General features: G+C 33.0%; 16 protein-coding genes. 6 read left to right on the plus strand and 10 right to left on the minus strand.

What is annotated here, in order from left to right; all coding sequences use genetic code 11:
• Window positions 1–23 precede the first annotated feature (23 nt).
• Window positions 24–482 carry a YciI family protein gene (locus tag LNP19_RS08450; RefSeq protein ID WP_230061491.1) on the minus strand — a complete coding sequence of 153 codons (459 nt, stop codon included), beginning with the start codon at window positions 480–482 and terminating at the stop codon, window positions 24–26.
• Between the two features lie 181 nt (window positions 483–663).
• Between LNP19_RS08450 and LNP19_RS08455 the strand changes: the two genes are divergently transcribed.
• The 6 genes from LNP19_RS08455 to LNP19_RS08480 all read left to right on the plus strand — a co-directional run bounded on the left by LNP19_RS08455 (window position 664) and on the right by LNP19_RS08480 (window position 6,501).
• On the plus strand, window positions 664–2,823 hold the full coding sequence (locus LNP19_RS08455) for a TonB-dependent receptor (protein ID WP_230061492.1): 2,160 nt from the start codon (window positions 664–666) through the stop codon (window positions 2,821–2,823).
• Window positions 2,824–2,987: 164 nt separating this feature from the next.
• Window positions 2,988–3,608 carry a hypothetical protein gene (locus tag LNP19_RS08460; RefSeq protein ID WP_230061493.1) on the plus strand — a complete coding sequence of 207 codons (621 nt, stop codon included), beginning with the start codon at window positions 2,988–2,990 and terminating at the stop codon, window positions 3,606–3,608.
• Between the two features lie 67 nt (window positions 3,609–3,675).
• Window positions 3,676–5,010 carry a histidine kinase gene (locus LNP19_RS08465; protein WP_230061494.1) on the plus strand — a complete coding sequence of 445 codons (1,335 nt, stop codon included), beginning with the start codon at window positions 3,676–3,678 and terminating at the stop codon, window positions 5,008–5,010.
• Window positions 5,011–5,012: 2 nt separating this feature from the next.
• Entirely contained in the window at window positions 5,013–5,321 is a 309-nt protein-coding gene (locus LNP19_RS08470) for a 2TM domain-containing protein (RefSeq protein WP_230061495.1), read from the plus strand.
• Between the two features lie 16 nt (window positions 5,322–5,337).
• The gene (locus tag LNP19_RS08475) at window positions 5,338–5,691 is read left to right on the plus strand and encodes a 2TM domain-containing protein (RefSeq protein ID WP_230061496.1); all 354 of its coding nucleotides are present in this window, start codon (window positions 5,338–5,340) and stop codon (window positions 5,689–5,691) included.
• A 54-nt stretch (window positions 5,692–5,745) separates the two neighbouring features.
• A complete protein-coding gene (locus tag LNP19_RS08480) occupies window positions 5,746–6,501 on the plus strand; it encodes a LytR/AlgR family response regulator transcription factor (protein ID WP_230061497.1) in 756 nt (251 codons plus the stop codon).
• Between the two features lie 33 nt (window positions 6,502–6,534).
• Here the strand turns inward: LNP19_RS08480 and LNP19_RS08485 are convergent, their stop codons facing one another.
• From LNP19_RS08485 to LNP19_RS08525, 9 genes are all read right to left on the minus strand, one after another.
• On the minus strand, window positions 6,535–7,308 hold the full coding sequence (locus tag LNP19_RS08485; RefSeq protein WP_230061498.1) for a CDP-alcohol phosphatidyltransferase family protein: 774 nt from the start codon (window positions 7,306–7,308) through the stop codon (window positions 6,535–6,537).
• Between the two features lie 59 nt (window positions 7,309–7,367).
• On the minus strand, window positions 7,368–8,390 hold the full coding sequence (locus LNP19_RS08490; RefSeq protein ID WP_230061499.1) for a COX15/CtaA family protein: 1,023 nt from the start codon (window positions 8,388–8,390) through the stop codon (window positions 7,368–7,370).
• A 50-nt stretch (window positions 8,391–8,440) separates the two neighbouring features.
• Window positions 8,441–9,862: a CCA tRNA nucleotidyltransferase gene (locus LNP19_RS08495; RefSeq protein ID WP_230061500.1), complete on the minus strand. Its 1,422-nt coding sequence runs from the start codon at window positions 9,860–9,862 to the stop codon at window positions 8,441–8,443.
• 24 nt (window positions 9,863–9,886) lie between these two features.
• Window positions 9,887–10,270, minus strand: a complete 384-nt coding sequence (locus LNP19_RS08500) for a GxxExxY protein (protein WP_230061501.1) — start codon at window positions 10,268–10,270, stop codon at window positions 9,887–9,889.
• Between the two features lie 30 nt (window positions 10,271–10,300).
• Window positions 10,301–10,873: an L-threonylcarbamoyladenylate synthase gene (locus tag LNP19_RS08505; RefSeq protein WP_230061502.1), complete on the minus strand. Its 573-nt coding sequence runs from the start codon at window positions 10,871–10,873 to the stop codon at window positions 10,301–10,303.
• A 9-nt stretch (window positions 10,874–10,882) separates the two neighbouring features.
• Window positions 10,883–11,518 carry an acetyltransferase gene (locus LNP19_RS08510; RefSeq protein WP_230061503.1) on the minus strand — a complete coding sequence of 212 codons (636 nt, stop codon included), beginning with the start codon at window positions 11,516–11,518 and terminating at the stop codon, window positions 10,883–10,885.
• Window positions 11,515–12,588, minus strand: a complete 1,074-nt coding sequence (locus LNP19_RS08515) for a DegT/DnrJ/EryC1/StrS family aminotransferase (RefSeq protein ID WP_230061504.1) — start codon at window positions 12,586–12,588, stop codon at window positions 11,515–11,517. Before LNP19_RS08515 ends, LNP19_RS08510 begins: the two co-directional genes overlap by 4 nt.
• On the minus strand, window positions 12,585–13,763 hold the full coding sequence (locus LNP19_RS08520; protein WP_230061505.1) for a hypothetical protein: 1,179 nt from the start codon (window positions 13,761–13,763) through the stop codon (window positions 12,585–12,587). Before LNP19_RS08520 ends, LNP19_RS08515 begins: the two co-directional genes overlap by 4 nt.
• Before the next feature lie 121 nt (window positions 13,764–13,884).
• Window positions 13,885–14,703 (minus strand): glycosyltransferase family 2 protein, encoded by an 819-nt coding sequence (locus LNP19_RS08525; RefSeq protein ID WP_230061506.1) that lies wholly within the window; start codon window positions 14,701–14,703, stop codon window positions 13,885–13,887.
• Window positions 14,704–14,733: the final 30 nt, after the last annotated feature.

Below are 14,733 nucleotides of genomic sequence, written 5' to 3' on the forward strand. Positions count from 1 at the left end.
TAAAAAAGGATTTTTATTGAGTTCTAAAATTTTTCTTTGGCAATTTGGGCGTGTAGTTTAGAAATTTGCTGTAAAGCAGCACTACTGTACCAAGGCGTTAATTCGACATCGAATAATTTTGCTTGAACGGCAGGATCTGTCGCAACAAGTTTTTGAGCTTCCTCGACGGTTTTTACATTAAAAACAAAAATGCCTCTGTAGTTTTTATCGTTTTCAAGGAATGGTCCCGCAATAACTAATTTTCCTTCAGCCGCAAGTTTGTTAATATTAGCCATATGGCCTTCGAATAATTTTTTTCGTTCTTCTTTAGTTGCAGTGGTGTTGCTTCCGGTTTTTAGAATACAAAAAACATATTGCTTCATTCCATATGCATCAGCGTCTAATGATTTAGCCAGTTTTTCGTCAAAAGAGGTTTTGGTTTCTTGAGAAAAACCAATGGAAAAACAAAGTGAAAGGATTAGAATTGAAATACTTTTTTTCATCTTTTGTTATTTTGGAACAAAATTAATGTTTTTATACCAAAGGACTAATCGTTCTAAACAATATTGTTTGTTATTTTTTTAACTCTTTGGTACAGTTCATCCTGTAATTTCTACGGTTGAGTCAGAACTTTTTTGACAAGCTTGTATTGTCTAAGATATTTGCTGCATCAAAATCAATATTATGAAAACCATTTTTATTTTTAGCTTTCTTTTGTTTGCCAATTTTACTTTTTCTCAATCAACCGTTTCTGGAAAAGTGGTTGACCAAAAAGGGAACCCAATTGTGGGAGCTAATATTTTTATCGAAGGAACCTATGACGGAATTTCTTCTAATGATAAAGGAGATTTTGCTTTTACGACTAGCAGCACCGGAAATCAGATCTTGGTAGCGAGTTTCCTTATTTATGAAACTACTAAAATCCAAATTGATGTGGCTAATTGTCAGGGTAAAATAATTACTTTAAAAGACAATGTCAACGCGCTGGACGCAGTTGTGATAACCGCCGGCACAATGGAATCCGGTGATAAAGCTAGAGTTTCAGTACTGAAACCACTAGATATTGTAACCACGGCGGGTTCGGCCGGTAATATTATCGCAGCTTTGCAAACACTTCCAGGAACGCAAAATGTAGCCGAAGACGGGAGACTTTTTGTTCGTGGTGGCGAGGCCAATGAAACCCAGACTTTTGTAGACGGTATTCGGGTGGCGCAACCTTATGGCGCGAGTACCAATAATTTACCTACCCGTGGTCGATTTTCTCCTTTTCTTTTTAGCGGAATCGCTTTTTCAACAGGGGGTTATTCTGCCGAATATGGAGAAGCCTTATCGAGTGTTTTGCTATTAAATACGCAGGATGAACCCGATCAAAATAAAACCGAAATTTCCCTTATGACCGTTGGTTTAGGTTTAGGAAACACTCAAAAATGGAATAAAAGTTCCCTCAGTGTAAACGCAGCTTATATTAATTTGGCGCCTTATCAGGCTGCTGTCAAGCAGAATGTAGATTGGAACAGTCCGTTTCAATCTTTATCTGGAGAAACAGTGTACCGCTATCATTTTAATAACGGAATCTTTAAAGTTTACGCAGCTTTTGATGCTTCAAAATTCGATATTAATCAAGAAAATATAAACGGACCTGAAAAAATCAGAGTCAATTTAAACAACAATAATTTCTATTTGAATACTTCTTATAATGGAAATTTTGGAGAGAGTTGGCAAATTGCGAGCGGTATGAGTTATGGTTATGGAAAAAACCAGATTGGACTGGATTTAGATCATTTGAATAATGATGAAAATGCTGCGCATTTCAAGCTGAAATTGAAGAAAAACTTCTCCAATAGGTTTAAGTTGTCTTTTGGCGGGGATTATTTCGTCACTGTTTTTGATGAAAAATTTAATGAAAATTCAGGGGCAAAATATGTAAATACATATAATTCCAGAATTGCAGCGGTTTATTCAGAAGCGGATGTTTTCTTTTCAAAAAAGTTTGCAGCCAAAATTGGTTTGCAGGTTTCAAATAATGAATTGTTGAAAGAAACCGCCATTTCTCCCAGAATATCATTGGCTTATAAAATGGCTAAGAACAGCCAGTTTTCGGCAGCTTACGGAGATTTTTCCCAAACGCCAAGTGCAGATTATATTAAATATTCAAAATACCATCAATTTGAAAGCGAGAGAGCTTCTCATTATATCCTGAATTACCAATTCAATAAAAACGGTAAGACTTTTAGAGCGGAAACCTATTTTAAAGAGTACAGAAATTTGGTAAAATACGATACGCCAATGGTGCAATACAATTCGATATTTGATAATGAAGGATCGGGTTATGCTAAAGGACTGGATTTGTTTTGGCGAGACGGAAAATCATTTAAGAATTTAGAATATTGGATTTCTTATTCTTACATCGACACCGAAAGAAATTATAAAAATTTTCCAAATCAGGCGACGCCTAATTTTGTTGCAGATCATAGCCTGTCTATCGTTGCTAAATATTGGATAAACGATTGGAAATCGCAATTGGGTTTTACCAATACTTATAGTTCTGGGCGTCCGTACAACAATCCAAATGAAAGCCAATTCATGAATGGAAAGACAAAATCATACCATAATTTGAGTTTTAACTGGGCCTATTTACTAAGTACCCAAAAGATTCTGTATTTCTCAGTATCCAATGTTTTAGGAAGTCAAAATGTTTTTGGATATGATTATGCCAAAAATCCAAATAGCAGTGGTTTTTATAACAGAAAAGAAGTGACGCCTACAGCGGATCGGTTTTTCTTCGTAGGTTTCTTTTGGACGATTAGTAATGACAAGAAGGACAATCAACTTAAGAATCTTTAATGCAACGTTCAATTTTATAATTTTCGAATAAATAACAATTCATCCTTTAAAAACGACAGTTGGGTAACTATAAATTTTAAAAGAGAGTAAACTGAAATACTTTTGAATTGTAATTAAACAGTTTCAATCATCAAAACAATCATCAACTATTAAAACTAATTATTATGACAAAAATGATCACCTCAATTGCATTATTTGTGTGCAGCTTATTATCAGCTCAAGGACAATTTGAACAAGGAATGGGAAAAGCTTTCGGACTTTGGAAAGAAGGAAAAACAACTGAAGCCTCTGATTTATTCGAAAGAATTGCAGCGGCCGAAAAAAGCAGTTGGCTACCCAATTATTATGTGGCATTAGTAAATACAACGACTGCTTTTGGAACTTCTGACAAAGAAAAAATCAGTTTATTGCTTTCCAAAGCACAAAATGCCTTGGATGTGGAATTGCTAAAAGACACCAATAATGCCGAATTGTATGTTATGCAAGCCATGATAAATACAGCCTGGATTGTTGCTGATCCCATGGTAAACGGAATGAAATTATCTGGAAAAGTAATGGAATTGTATACCAAAGCCGAAGCGCTTGCCCCGGATAATCCCAGGGTTGTTTTCTCTAAAGCCGATTTCCAAATCAATGGGGCCAAGTGGACTGGAGCAGATACTAAACCTTTATGCGCGCAACTGGAGAAAGCTATTGGACTTTTTGCTACTTTTAAACCAGAAAATGCTTTTTCTCCAAAATGGGGATTAGACAGAGCAACGGCAGCATTAAAAAACTGTAAGTAAAACTAGAAAAAAAGCAAGATTGTAGAAAGTCTTTACCTAATCTTCAAGTCAATCTAAAAGAAATAAAATGAATAAACTGATAAAAGAATTTCCAAGAGCTTTGTTTATTTCGCTGGCGATATTCATCGCTTTAACAATAATTCACGTTATCAATGGAGGACAAATAACTTTTGACAATCATTTAAAGGTAAATTTTGCCTACACCATGCTGTACAGTTTGTTATTGTATTATGTAAATGCAGCACTTTTTATGTTTTTAGATTCAATATTTAAAAATAACCGCTATGTGCTCAATAGACTGGTGATTGGTTTTTTTAGTTCATTTGTGCTTTCTTTATTTACAATTTTTTTGCTTAGAATTTTTGAAGATGTACTAATAGAAAAAAACACTTTGGAGGCTTTTTTAAGAGACGAAAAACCGGCCAATTATCTTGTTCCGTCAATTGTTAGCTTTGTAGTTTTATTAGGAATTCATGCGCTGTTTTTCTATAAGGCGTACAATGAAAACAAGGTCAAAGAGCAAAAAATTATTGCGGGAACGGCTTCGGCAAAGTTTGAAAGTTTAAAAAACCAGATTGATCCTCATTTTCTTTTCAATAGTTTGAACGTGCTGAGTTCCTTAATTGAAGAAAACCCTGATAATGCACAAAAATTTACCACTTCATTATCTAAGATTTATCGCTACGTATTAGAACAAAAAGACAAGGAATTAGTTTCGGTTGAAGAAGAATTGGCTTTCGCCAAAACCTATATGAATTTATTAAAAATGCGTTTTGAAAACAGCTTGTTTTATGAACTTCCGGATCAAATTCTAAATCCTGAAGCCAAGGTGGTGTCGTTATCATTACAGCTTTTGTTAGAAAACACCGTCAAGCATAACGTAGTTAGCGAACAAAGGCCTTTGCATATTAGAATTTTTATAAAAGAAGGCTATCTGGTTGTTGAGAATGATTTTCAAAAGAAAGAAGTCCTGCAAGACCGTCAAGGCGTTGGTCTTCAAAACATCATCAATCGTTATGGTATCATTACGAATCGAAAAGTATTGATAGCACAAAACGAAAATACTTTTACAGTCAGAATCCCTATTTTGACCAAACAAATTGCAGTTATGGAAACAGTCAATTATAAAGAGAAAAACGCTTATTATAGAGCTCAAAAAAGAGTAGAAGAATTGAAAAAATTTTATATGAGTTTGATTTCTTATTGCTTTGTCATCCCAATTTTAATTTTTATTAATCTTAAATATTCCCCGCAATTTCAGTGGTTTTGGTTTTCGGCAGCCGGTTGGGGTTTTGGATTAATTATGCATGCTTTTAAAGTTTTTGGTTACAGTTCCAATTGGGAGGAAAGAAAAATTAAAGAGATTTTACAGAAAGAAGATCATAAACAAAGTTGGAAATAATCATGGAAAATACTAATTATAGAGATGAAGAGCGCTATCAGAAAGCCCAAAAAAGAGTAAATGAAATCAAGGGATTTTATGGGAATTTAATTTCTTATATCGTGGTGAATTTGGGTTTTTTGGCAATCAATCTGCTGACTTCACCAGGACATTTATGGTTTTATTGGCCTATGTTGGGTTGGGGAATTGGAGTCCTTTTTCATGGGATGAAAGTTTTTGATTGCATGCCTTTCTTTGGTAAAGATTGGGAAGAGCAAAAAATAAAAGAGTTTATGGAAAAGGAAAAAAGAAAAAATGAAAATTGGGAATAATCAAATACCTATGAATATGGAAAATTTTAAAGAAAATAGTTATAATAGAGCTGAAGCAGGGAGGGATAATCCTGATGTAAGATATGAATTAGCCTATAAAAGAGTCAAGCGAATTAAAGGGTTTTATGTTCATTTATTGATTTATTTTTTGGTAAATAGTTTTATTATTTTGTCAAGATATAATGAGGATTCTATCGGTGATGCTAATTTTTGGGAATGGCAAAATTGGAATACGGTCTTCTTTTGGGGAATAGGTGTATTGGCTCATGGATTATCGGTTTTTGGTGGGAATTTGTTTTTTGGGACTAATTGGGAGCAAAACAAAATCCAAAAACTAATGGAAAAGGAGCAAAGGGAGAAATGGGAATAAAAGAAAAGTGTATTTTAGTTTAAAGCAATTATCAAATAAACGATTCAACATTAAATGACAACAATAATTATCGAAGACGAAAAACCGGCAGCTAGATTGTTACAACGAAAACTCCAAAAACTAAATGTTGAGGTAGGAGTGATGCTTCATTCCGTAGAAGAATCTATTGCTTGGTTTTCTAATAATGCACACCCTGATTTGATATTTCTGGACATTCAGCTGTCTGATGGCTTGTCATTTGAAATATTTGAGAAAATCGAAATTAGAAGCGCGGTAATTTTTACGACGGCTTACGATGAATATGCTTTGCGCGCTTTCAAACTGAACAGTATCGATTATCTTTTGAAACCCATTGACGAAGAAGATTTAGAAGTTTCGGTGGCCAAATTTAAGGCACGTTTACCAAAACAGAATATGGTTCAAATGGATTTTGATCAAATCAAGAGAATGCTTTCTAATCCATTTGATAAAAATCACAAAAAACGGTTTACTGTGAAAATTGGACAGCATTTGAAAGTAATTGCTATTGATGAAATTGAATGTTTTTTTAGCGAAAATAAAGGAACCTATATTCACACTTTCGACAATAGAAATTATTTGATTGAAAGTACTTTAGAAGTTTTAGAACAGGAATTAGATCCTGAAAAGTTCTTTCGCGTAAGTCGGAAATTTATCATTGCATTAAGGTCAATTAAGGAAATTTTAATCCACAGTAACTCGCGTCTAAAAGTGATTTTGCCTTCTTATGCTGAAGATGAGATCATTGTTAGTAGGGAAAAAGTGTCGGACTTTAAAACTTGGATTGGTTAATTCGATACTTTTAAACGAATGAATTAGTAGAATTTATGCTTTTAGCCAGTTTTTTCGAATGCCAATTAAAACAAAAATAAATAACGTATAAAAGATAAAAAACGGGACAATACAGTCAATAAATCCCAGAGGTAACATCAGGGCAATAATAAGTAATTGAAAGCCGAGGCCATAAATAGAGACAAAGGTCATAAACCAGTTAGGAAAGGTTTTTACCTTGTAAGCTTCTTTGTCCATGGCATGAATTATTTTGTCAAAAATTCCATAAACAATAGTGTAAATTTGGAACAAAATATCTACTGATTTTTGACTTTCTCCCGGTAAAGCTTTTGGCGATTTGTTCTCGAATATTTTACTGGTTTTGTCGCCTCCTTCTGATTTGTTTCTCAGGATAACATAGTAGTAATTGTACAAAGTTCCTTGTAATTGGATGCAAAAAAAAGCCAAAAAAGCCAGCCAAATTGTAGTTTGCGAAACGTAACAAACGGTCATTAGAAAGAGAAAATTAAGAACAATATCGAACACGCTGTCGAGATATCTTCCGGTATAGGAGGGTGTTTTTTTTATTCTTGCCAGTTCACCGTCGGCGGCATCAATAATTGATTTTAAAACAATAAAAAAGCCCGCCAAAATGTAATGACCTTGCAGGATAAAGAAAATGGCAATAGCTCCAGAAACCCCAAAAAGCAAAGTGACGTGGATGGGAGTGATTGGAGTATTTTTTAATTGGTTGGCAAACAGTTTGGCCAATGGTCTGCCATAATCGGACAGATCCAGAAATTTATCCTGAGCAGCAAGTTTAGACATTTAAAATTTTGAACAAAGAAATGCGACAATATAGTCAGGTATTTAGGTATGCTTTATCATTATTTTGAGAAACGATGTAGGGTGAACGTCATCGCTGTCAGTAAAAAAAACGCCATTATTTGGTGTGCTAAACCCAACCATAACGGTACGTGGTAAAGCAAGGTGAAAACACCTAAAGCAAATTGTAAAAAAACAACCACTACCAAGGTGTTGATTCCTTTTTTCTGTGGCAGTGAAAGCGTGTATTTTTTACTTTTGAAATATAAGGCAAGGATTAATCCCACTACAACATAGGCCATGGTTCTGTGAACAAACTGAACACCACTTTTTCCTTCAACAAGGTTCAGGAAAAGTGTTTTTTGTTCTATAAAAACGCTATCGTGAATCAGTTGGCCATCACTCATTAAAGGCCAGTGATTGTGTATCAAACCAGCATTTAGACCTGCAACAAATCCTCCGTAGATAATTTGCAACAGCAGAAAAACCAAAGCTATACGAGCCAATTTTCTTAAAGAAAAATGGATTTGGGTTTTATTTGGGTAAATCAAGTCCAAAGCAACCCAAAGGGTATAAGCAAAGGTGATAAAAGCAAAAGTTAAATGCAGAGAAAGTCTGAAATGGCTTACATCTGGATTGTCAATCAAACCGCTTTTTACCATGAACCAGCCCAGAAATCCTTGGAAACCTCCCATGAATAATAGGACAATACATTTTTTTATGGTCTCGCTTGAAAGTCTTTTTTTAATCAAAAAATAGACAAACGGAATGATAAAAACTAGGCCAATTATCCTTCCTATGAAACGGTGGAACCATTCCCAAAAATAAATGAATTTATAATCAGAAAGGGTGAAATCATTATGAATGTTGATTTTTTGGTATTCGGGAAATTGTTTGTAACGCTCAAAAGTTTCCTCCCATTTTGCTTCGGTAAGCGGAGGAAAAGTATCGGTAACCAAATGCCAATCCGTCATGGATAGTCCTGAATTAGTCAATCGGGTGATTCCCCCTACGACAACCATTACAAATAAAAGTACACAACCTGATAATAGCCAAAAGACAACTGATTTATTTTCCTTTTTCATTGTTTGAAAGTAATTTTGTAAAGATATTTTAAAAACAATTATTTCTTAATTCAACAAGCGTTAATTTTTAACCCTAATTTTTTAGCTCTTTTTAGCATAAAATCATAGGCGGCTTTATAGTCGTTTGGGATTTCGCCTTCAAGAATTGCCTCTTTTATTGCTTCTTTGAGAATTCCGATTTCTCGGGATGGTTTTAAATTAAAAATTTCCATAATTTCTTCTCCTGAAATGGGTGGTTGAAAATTGCGAACATGGTCGCGTTCTTCCACTTCCACGATTTTCTTGCGGACAATTTCAAAATTATTATGGTATTTTTTGAACTTGCTTGGGTTTTTAGTGGTAATATCCGCTTCGCATAAAGTCATTAAATTCTCTACATCTTCACCTGCATCAAAAACTAAACGACGTACGGCTGAATCCGTTACAGTATCCTGTGACAAAACGATGGGACGAGAACTCATCATAACCATTTTTTGAACAAATTTCATTTTTTGGTTCAACGGCATGTGCAATCTTTCGAAGATTTTTTTGACCATTTTTCCGCCTAAAAATTCATGTCCGTGGAAAGTCCAACCTTGTTTTTTGTTGAAACGTTTCGTTGGTGCTTTTCCAATATCGTGCAACAAGGCAGCCCAGCGTAGCCAGACATCATCTGTGTTTGGGCAAATATTATCAACAACTTCCAGTGTGTGATAGAAATTATTTTTATGGGTATGCCCTTCAATCTCTTCCACCTGATTCAAAGCAGTCAATTCAGGAAGAATGATCTCTAGAAGACCTGTTTTGAATAACAATAAAAATCCAACAGATGGTTTATCAGTCGAAAGCATCTTGTTTAATTCATCAACAATGCGTTCGCCGGAAATGATTTTAATTCGCTCAGCATTTTTCTTAATAGATTCTAATGATTTTTCTTCAATAGTAAAGCCCAATTGATTGGCAAAACGAATGCCTCTCAACATGCGCAACGGATCGTCAGAATAGGTAATATCGGGATCAAGAGGTGTTCTTAAAGTTTTGTTTTCGAGGTCTTCTAATCCGTTAAATGGATCTAAGAGTTCTCCAAAATTTTTGGTATTCAAAGATAAAGCCAGCGCATTAATGGTAAAGTCACGACGGCGTTGATCGTCTTCTAAGCTGCCATTTTCAACGATAGGATTTCTGCTGTCTTGGGTGTAAGACTCTTTTCGAGCGCCTACAAATTCGATTTCGGTATCCTCAAAACGGAGCATTGCCGTTCCGTAGTTTTTAAAAACCTGGACTTTTGGTTTTTTTGGAAGTAAGTCCGAAACTTTTAAAGCCAATTCGATGCCGCTACCTACGGCTACGATATCGATGTCTTTTTTGAAGTCTCGTTTCAAAATCAAATCTCTCACAAAACCACCAATAACATAGCTGTCAATATGTAGTTCTTGAGAGGCTTGAGCGATGACTTCGAATATTTTATTGTTTAATGCTTCTTTGTAATTCATAATATTTTACCGCAAATTCACAAATTATTTTTTTGAATCTATAATGCGTTTGTATTCTAATGATGTTAAATTGAAATTTGCTAGAATTGCTAATTTATTACCTGATACTTTTAAATAATTTAAACATTGGTTATAATGACTGTTGTCAAAACAGGCTACGGTTTTAATTTCTAGAATAATTTTATCATAAACTACAAAGTCAGCATAAAATTTATGTTTCAAAATAGTGTTTTTGTAATTTACAGAAAACTCTTTTTCTCTTTCATAGGGAATGTTTGAATTTTGCAGCTCAAATTCTAAAGCATCTTTATAAACAATTTCGGAGAAACCTTTGCCTAGATGTTTATGTATTTCGTAAAGTATTCCGACTATTTTATAGTTTTCATCTTTGTAAATGTACTCATCCATTTTTCTGTGTAAATTTGCGGTAAATTAAAATTATTTACGAATCAGCTTTACCTGAGAATCACTTGTCAATTTTATGATTGTAGACGGTTTTCCGGCAATTTTATCGCGTTGCAAATTTACAACATAGTCAACGCCTTTTATAATTTCGGGGCTAATTTCTTTGAAACTTTTTGGAGTGGGTTGTCCCGAGATATTAGCCGAGGTTGAAACCAGCGGTTTTTTCATGCGCTCCAGTAATTTAAAACAAAAGGGTTCTTTTACTAATCGGATTCCTAAAGTATTATCTGTTGCGATTAAGTTTGGAGCTACATTACGTGGTTTGTCCAGTACTAATGTAGTTGGGTTTTCGGAAAGATCCATAATTTGCCAAGCGACTTCAGGAATTTCTTTGAAAACATTGTACATCATTTTTTCGCCGTTCATCAAGACAATCATGCTTTGGGTTTCGGCTCTTTTTTTAAGTTTATATATTTTGGCTACGGCTTCCGGATTGGTCGCATCACAACCAATTCCCCAAACAGTGTCAGTAGGATATAGAATAATGCCGCCTTCTTTTATGATTTCGTAGGCGTTGTGTATTTCGGTGTTGATATCTTGAATCATAATCTCATTTTATTGATAAGTAGACACAATTTTTTTTTTAATTACAGCAGGGATGCCTGCCACCATACAGTTGTCTGGAACATCTCTTGTAACTACAGCTCCTGCTGCAACAATGACATTAGAACCAATGGTTACCTTTGGCAGAATTGTAGCGTTTGAGCCTATTGTTGTGAAATCGCCAATTTTGCTATTTCCTAAAATTCTACATCCTGGGGATAGTTCTACAAACTTACCAATTTTACAATCATGATGTATACTAACATGAGAATTGATCAAAGATCCATTCCCAATTATAGAACCTGCATTTAGAGTTGAAAATGACATGATATTAAGTCCTTCTCCTAATTCACAGCAGGTACTGATTTGTGAATTTTTAGCGATTATAGATCTTGGCTTTCCTTTAAGTTTTGTAAAAGTCTTATATAAATTATAGCGGTGAAGGGCTCCACCTAATCCCAATATAAATTCAGAGTCTTTAGATAATTCTAACTCAACAGCTTCCAAGGATTTTAAAATTTCAATTTTATATAGATGAGAGCCTATGTCTTTATTGACGTTATCAAAAAAAAAGAGTGAAGGATGTTTTTCTAAAGCTAAAAGATCATATATTTCTTTTGCGTGACCTTTAGCGCCTATTATAATCATATGTTATTATTTATAATTGATACAATCTGCTCAAGCTCACTTGTAGTTAATCCCACATAAAGAGGTAAACATAATATTCGGGATGCTATAGATTCTGATATAGACATCTTTTCTCCATTAATATAATTTATCGTATTTAATGAAGGATAGAAGTAGCGTCTTGGGAAAATTTTTTTTTCATTTAACGCTTTTTGAATTTTTAAAAGTACTTGTTCTGATTCGAAAACGACTGGGAAATAGCTATAATTCCAAGTAGTATTTGCTCTTATTTTTAGCCCGTTAAAATTTTTAAAACTCAAATTAGCATTATAATAATCAACTACTGTTTTACGTTCAGTAATGATATGATTTATATGTGGAAATACGGTTAAGCCCATTGCGGCTTGTAATTCAGATATTTTTGCATTTATACCTAAGCCATGAAAATCTAATGGTCCGTTATGACCAAAATTGTGGCTATAAAATAATTTTTCATTCAATTCTTCATCGTTGCAAAACATAGCTCCACCTTCACCCGTATGAAACAATTTTGTGGCATGAAAACTGCAAGTACTAACATCGCCAAAATTGAAAAGAGATTTCTCGTTATAGTTTACACCAAAAGAGTGAGCCGCATCATAAATGACTTTTAGATTGTGTTTTTTGGCAATGTTTTCAATAGCTTCTATATTACAAGGATTTCCAAAAACATGAGTTGCTAAAATAGCAGTTGTCTTTAGGGTTATTGCGGCTTCTATTTTTGTTTCATCAATGGTTAAGTATTCAGAATGTATATCTACAAATACGGGAGTGCAGTTTTCCCAGACAATCGCTGCAGATGTAGCTACATAAGAAAATGGGGTTGTAATTATTTCTCCATTTTTTCCTAGTAATTTTAAAGCAATTTGCAAAGGAATTGTACCATTATTAGTTATAATAATGGAGTTTGTGTTTAGATATTTTTTAAGTTTGGATTCTAGTTCTAAAGTAAGTTCACCTCGATTTGTTAACCAAATTTTGTCCCAAGCTCTTTTAACTATTTTGTTGTATTCTTCTTGAGGCGGAAGAAATGTTTGCGTTACGTTAATCAATGTATTAATTTTTTAAAATGATTTATTCTAGGAGTTATTTGCTTGTCATAACTATACAAATGTAATATTTTATTTCTTCCATTGATTGCTATTGTTTTAAGTAGCTCTTTATCATAATGAAGAGTAATTATTTTTTGAGTTGTTTCGTTGATATCATTATTTAATTTGACGAAATCCATACCGTCGATGATATCTAAATGTTCACTTTCATTAAAATAATCAGTCATAAAATTTACATTGCCAAATAAAGAAGCTGTAACACTTGTGGCTAATGGGAACCCATCAAAAGCGCCTTTGTTTAAAATAAAAGGTTTATTAGGTGAAATCATAATATGGGTTTCTTTCAATATAGTTTCAAATTCAAATTCATTCATAACGCCTTTGAAAACAATAACATTTTTAATTTTATTTATAGTTATGTCTTTTTCAGAAAATCCCCCTATTACTATAAAGTTTATTTCATGTTTCAGATGATATAATTGGGAAACTATATTTTGAAATATATCAAAGCCTTTGTCGCTTCCATCAGTAGTGTATTTATTAGCAAAAAATAAAATGTTTGTATTGCTTAAATCTTTATCATAAACATAGCCAATTATGTTTGTTGAGTTTAAATTAAGAGGAACACCCGGGATTAAATTTATTAAAGAAGGGTCACAGATTTGATTTTCAATGAGATATTTTTTTGTAATATTTTGGTTAACAATCACACCTTTAAAGTTTGCTGAATTAAAATATTTTTTCAGATTTTCATCGGTTGTTGTATCATTAAAGACAAATCCTCCTCCTGGATATAAAGTGAAGGTAAACGGATTGTTTTTCTTGTTTAATGCTTCAAAATGTTTTTTGATATTGTTATAAAATAGTAGATAAACTATCTCTCCATTCAAATTGCTGGTGATCGTTAATTTTTTAATTTTATTAGTAAGTGATGGATAATTTTTAAGGAGTAAATTTAAATTTTCTTGATAACTTTTTCCTTGATTAAAATGTTTAAATGTTGTTTGATCGGTAAGAATTCTTGTATTTGGGAAGTTTTTACTTAGTTCAGCGTATTCATAACTCCTCCATGGTGAAAGGGTTGATGGTAAAATATCATCAAGTATTGTTAAGTCTATTTTAGTACCTCTTTTATAGTGCTTTAAATGTTCTATAATTTTTTTTTTCAATTTCATTAAGATCGTTTTTATTTAGTACATAAATTCAGGGTTGGTGTTGAAACAATTTTTTCAAGCAGTTGTGATTGAAGCTTTTTTGTTTTGTAAAAAAGGAAGTAGGTTTTTAATAAAAGGAACGTTAAAAATATAGATTATATTTTAGTTTGGCTAGAATCCTTTTTAATCCTTTTTGATTTTTATATTTTATTTTCAAAACTTGTTTTGTAAGTTTTTTTTTAATTTCAACTGTGAAATTTTCTTTTATATTCGTAATAAAATTGACCAAAATTAATTCTTGTTCAATTTGTTTTTTTGATGACCAATATGAGGTTTCATGGATACGATAAACTCCCATTACTTCATCAATATATTTTATCTTTCCATGTCTCGCATTGAGCATGTGAAGGAAATAATCGCCTATGGGAGCTTTTTTGAAATATTCAGGAAATTTAGGAATCAATCCATTTCTGTAAACTACGCTGAGATTGTGTATGAAATTAGTCTTAGCAAGTTCTTTAATTCCAGAAATTTCAGGAATTGTTTTTTTTATGTTTTCTTCTTTTAAAACACCTGCACATAATGTGTTTACGTTATGAAAACAAATAGAAAAATCTTCGTTTTTTTCCAGAAAATCTACTTGTTTTTGAAGTTTTAAGGGATCAGTCCAATAATCATCACCTTCACAAAGTGCTATGTATTTTCCAGAACCTTGTTTTAATGAAAAAATAAAATTGGGCATCATACCTAAGTTTTTTGGATGACTGATGTATTTTATTTTATTTCCTTTAGGGTGTTCAGTAATAATTGTGTTGATTATTTCCTCGGTATTGTCAGGGGAAAAATCGTTTGTAATAATTAATTCAAAATCAAAAGTAGTCTCCTGCATCAGGATACTTTCTATGGCTTGTTTAATATATTTTGAATGATTATATGTGATCATTATTATGCTTAGGATCATTTTCATTTTATTTTATTATTTGATAAATCG

It is taken from the genome of Flavobacterium acetivorans (assembly GCF_020911885.1).
GTDB classification, from domain to species: domain Bacteria; phylum Bacteroidota; class Bacteroidia; order Flavobacteriales; family Flavobacteriaceae; genus Flavobacterium; species Flavobacterium acetivorans.

Excerpts from the sequence above, each read along its gene's own strand:
- LNP19_RS08480 (WP_230061497.1), top strand. The coding sequence starts at position 5,746 with ATGACAACAATAATTATCGAAGACGAAAAACCGGCAGCTAGATTGTTA.
- LNP19_RS08510 (WP_230061503.1), bottom strand. The coding sequence starts at position 11,518 with ATGATTATAATAGGCGCTAAAGGTCACGCAAAAGAAATATATGATCTT.
- LNP19_RS08460 (WP_230061493.1), top strand. The coding sequence starts at position 2,988 with ATGACAAAAATGATCACCTCAATTGCATTATTTGTGTGCAGCTTATTA.
- LNP19_RS08490 (WP_230061499.1), bottom strand. The coding sequence starts at position 8,390 with ATGAAAAAGGAAAATAAATCAGTTGTCTTTTGGCTATTATCAGGTTGT.
- LNP19_RS08465 (WP_230061494.1), top strand. The coding sequence starts at position 3,676 with ATGAATAAACTGATAAAAGAATTTCCAAGAGCTTTGTTTATTTCGCTG.
- LNP19_RS08470 (WP_230061495.1), top strand. The coding sequence starts at position 5,013 with ATGGAAAATACTAATTATAGAGATGAAGAGCGCTATCAGAAAGCCCAA.
- LNP19_RS08495 (WP_230061500.1), bottom strand. The coding sequence starts at position 9,862 with ATGAATTACAAAGAAGCATTAAACAATAAAATATTCGAAGTCATCGCT.
- LNP19_RS08485 (WP_230061498.1), bottom strand. The coding sequence starts at position 7,308 with ATGTCTAAACTTGCTGCTCAGGATAAATTTCTGGATCTGTCCGATTAT.
- LNP19_RS08520 (WP_230061505.1), bottom strand. The coding sequence starts at position 13,763 with ATGAAATTGAAAAAAAAAATTATAGAACATTTAAAGCACTATAAAAGA.
- LNP19_RS08450 (WP_230061491.1), bottom strand. The coding sequence starts at position 482 with ATGAAAAAAAGTATTTCAATTCTAATCCTTTCACTTTGTTTTTCCATT.
- LNP19_RS08525 (WP_230061506.1), bottom strand. The coding sequence starts at position 14,703 with ATGATCCTAAGCATAATAATGATCACATATAATCATTCAAAATATATT.
- LNP19_RS08500 (WP_230061501.1), bottom strand. The coding sequence starts at position 10,270 with ATGGATGAGTACATTTACAAAGATGAAAACTATAAAATAGTCGGAATA.
- LNP19_RS08505 (WP_230061502.1), bottom strand. The coding sequence starts at position 10,873 with ATGATTCAAGATATCAACACCGAAATACACAACGCCTACGAAATCATA.
- LNP19_RS08475 (WP_230061496.1), top strand. The coding sequence starts at position 5,338 with ATGGAAAATTTTAAAGAAAATAGTTATAATAGAGCTGAAGCAGGGAGG.
- LNP19_RS08455 (WP_230061492.1), top strand. The coding sequence starts at position 664 with ATGAAAACCATTTTTATTTTTAGCTTTCTTTTGTTTGCCAATTTTACT.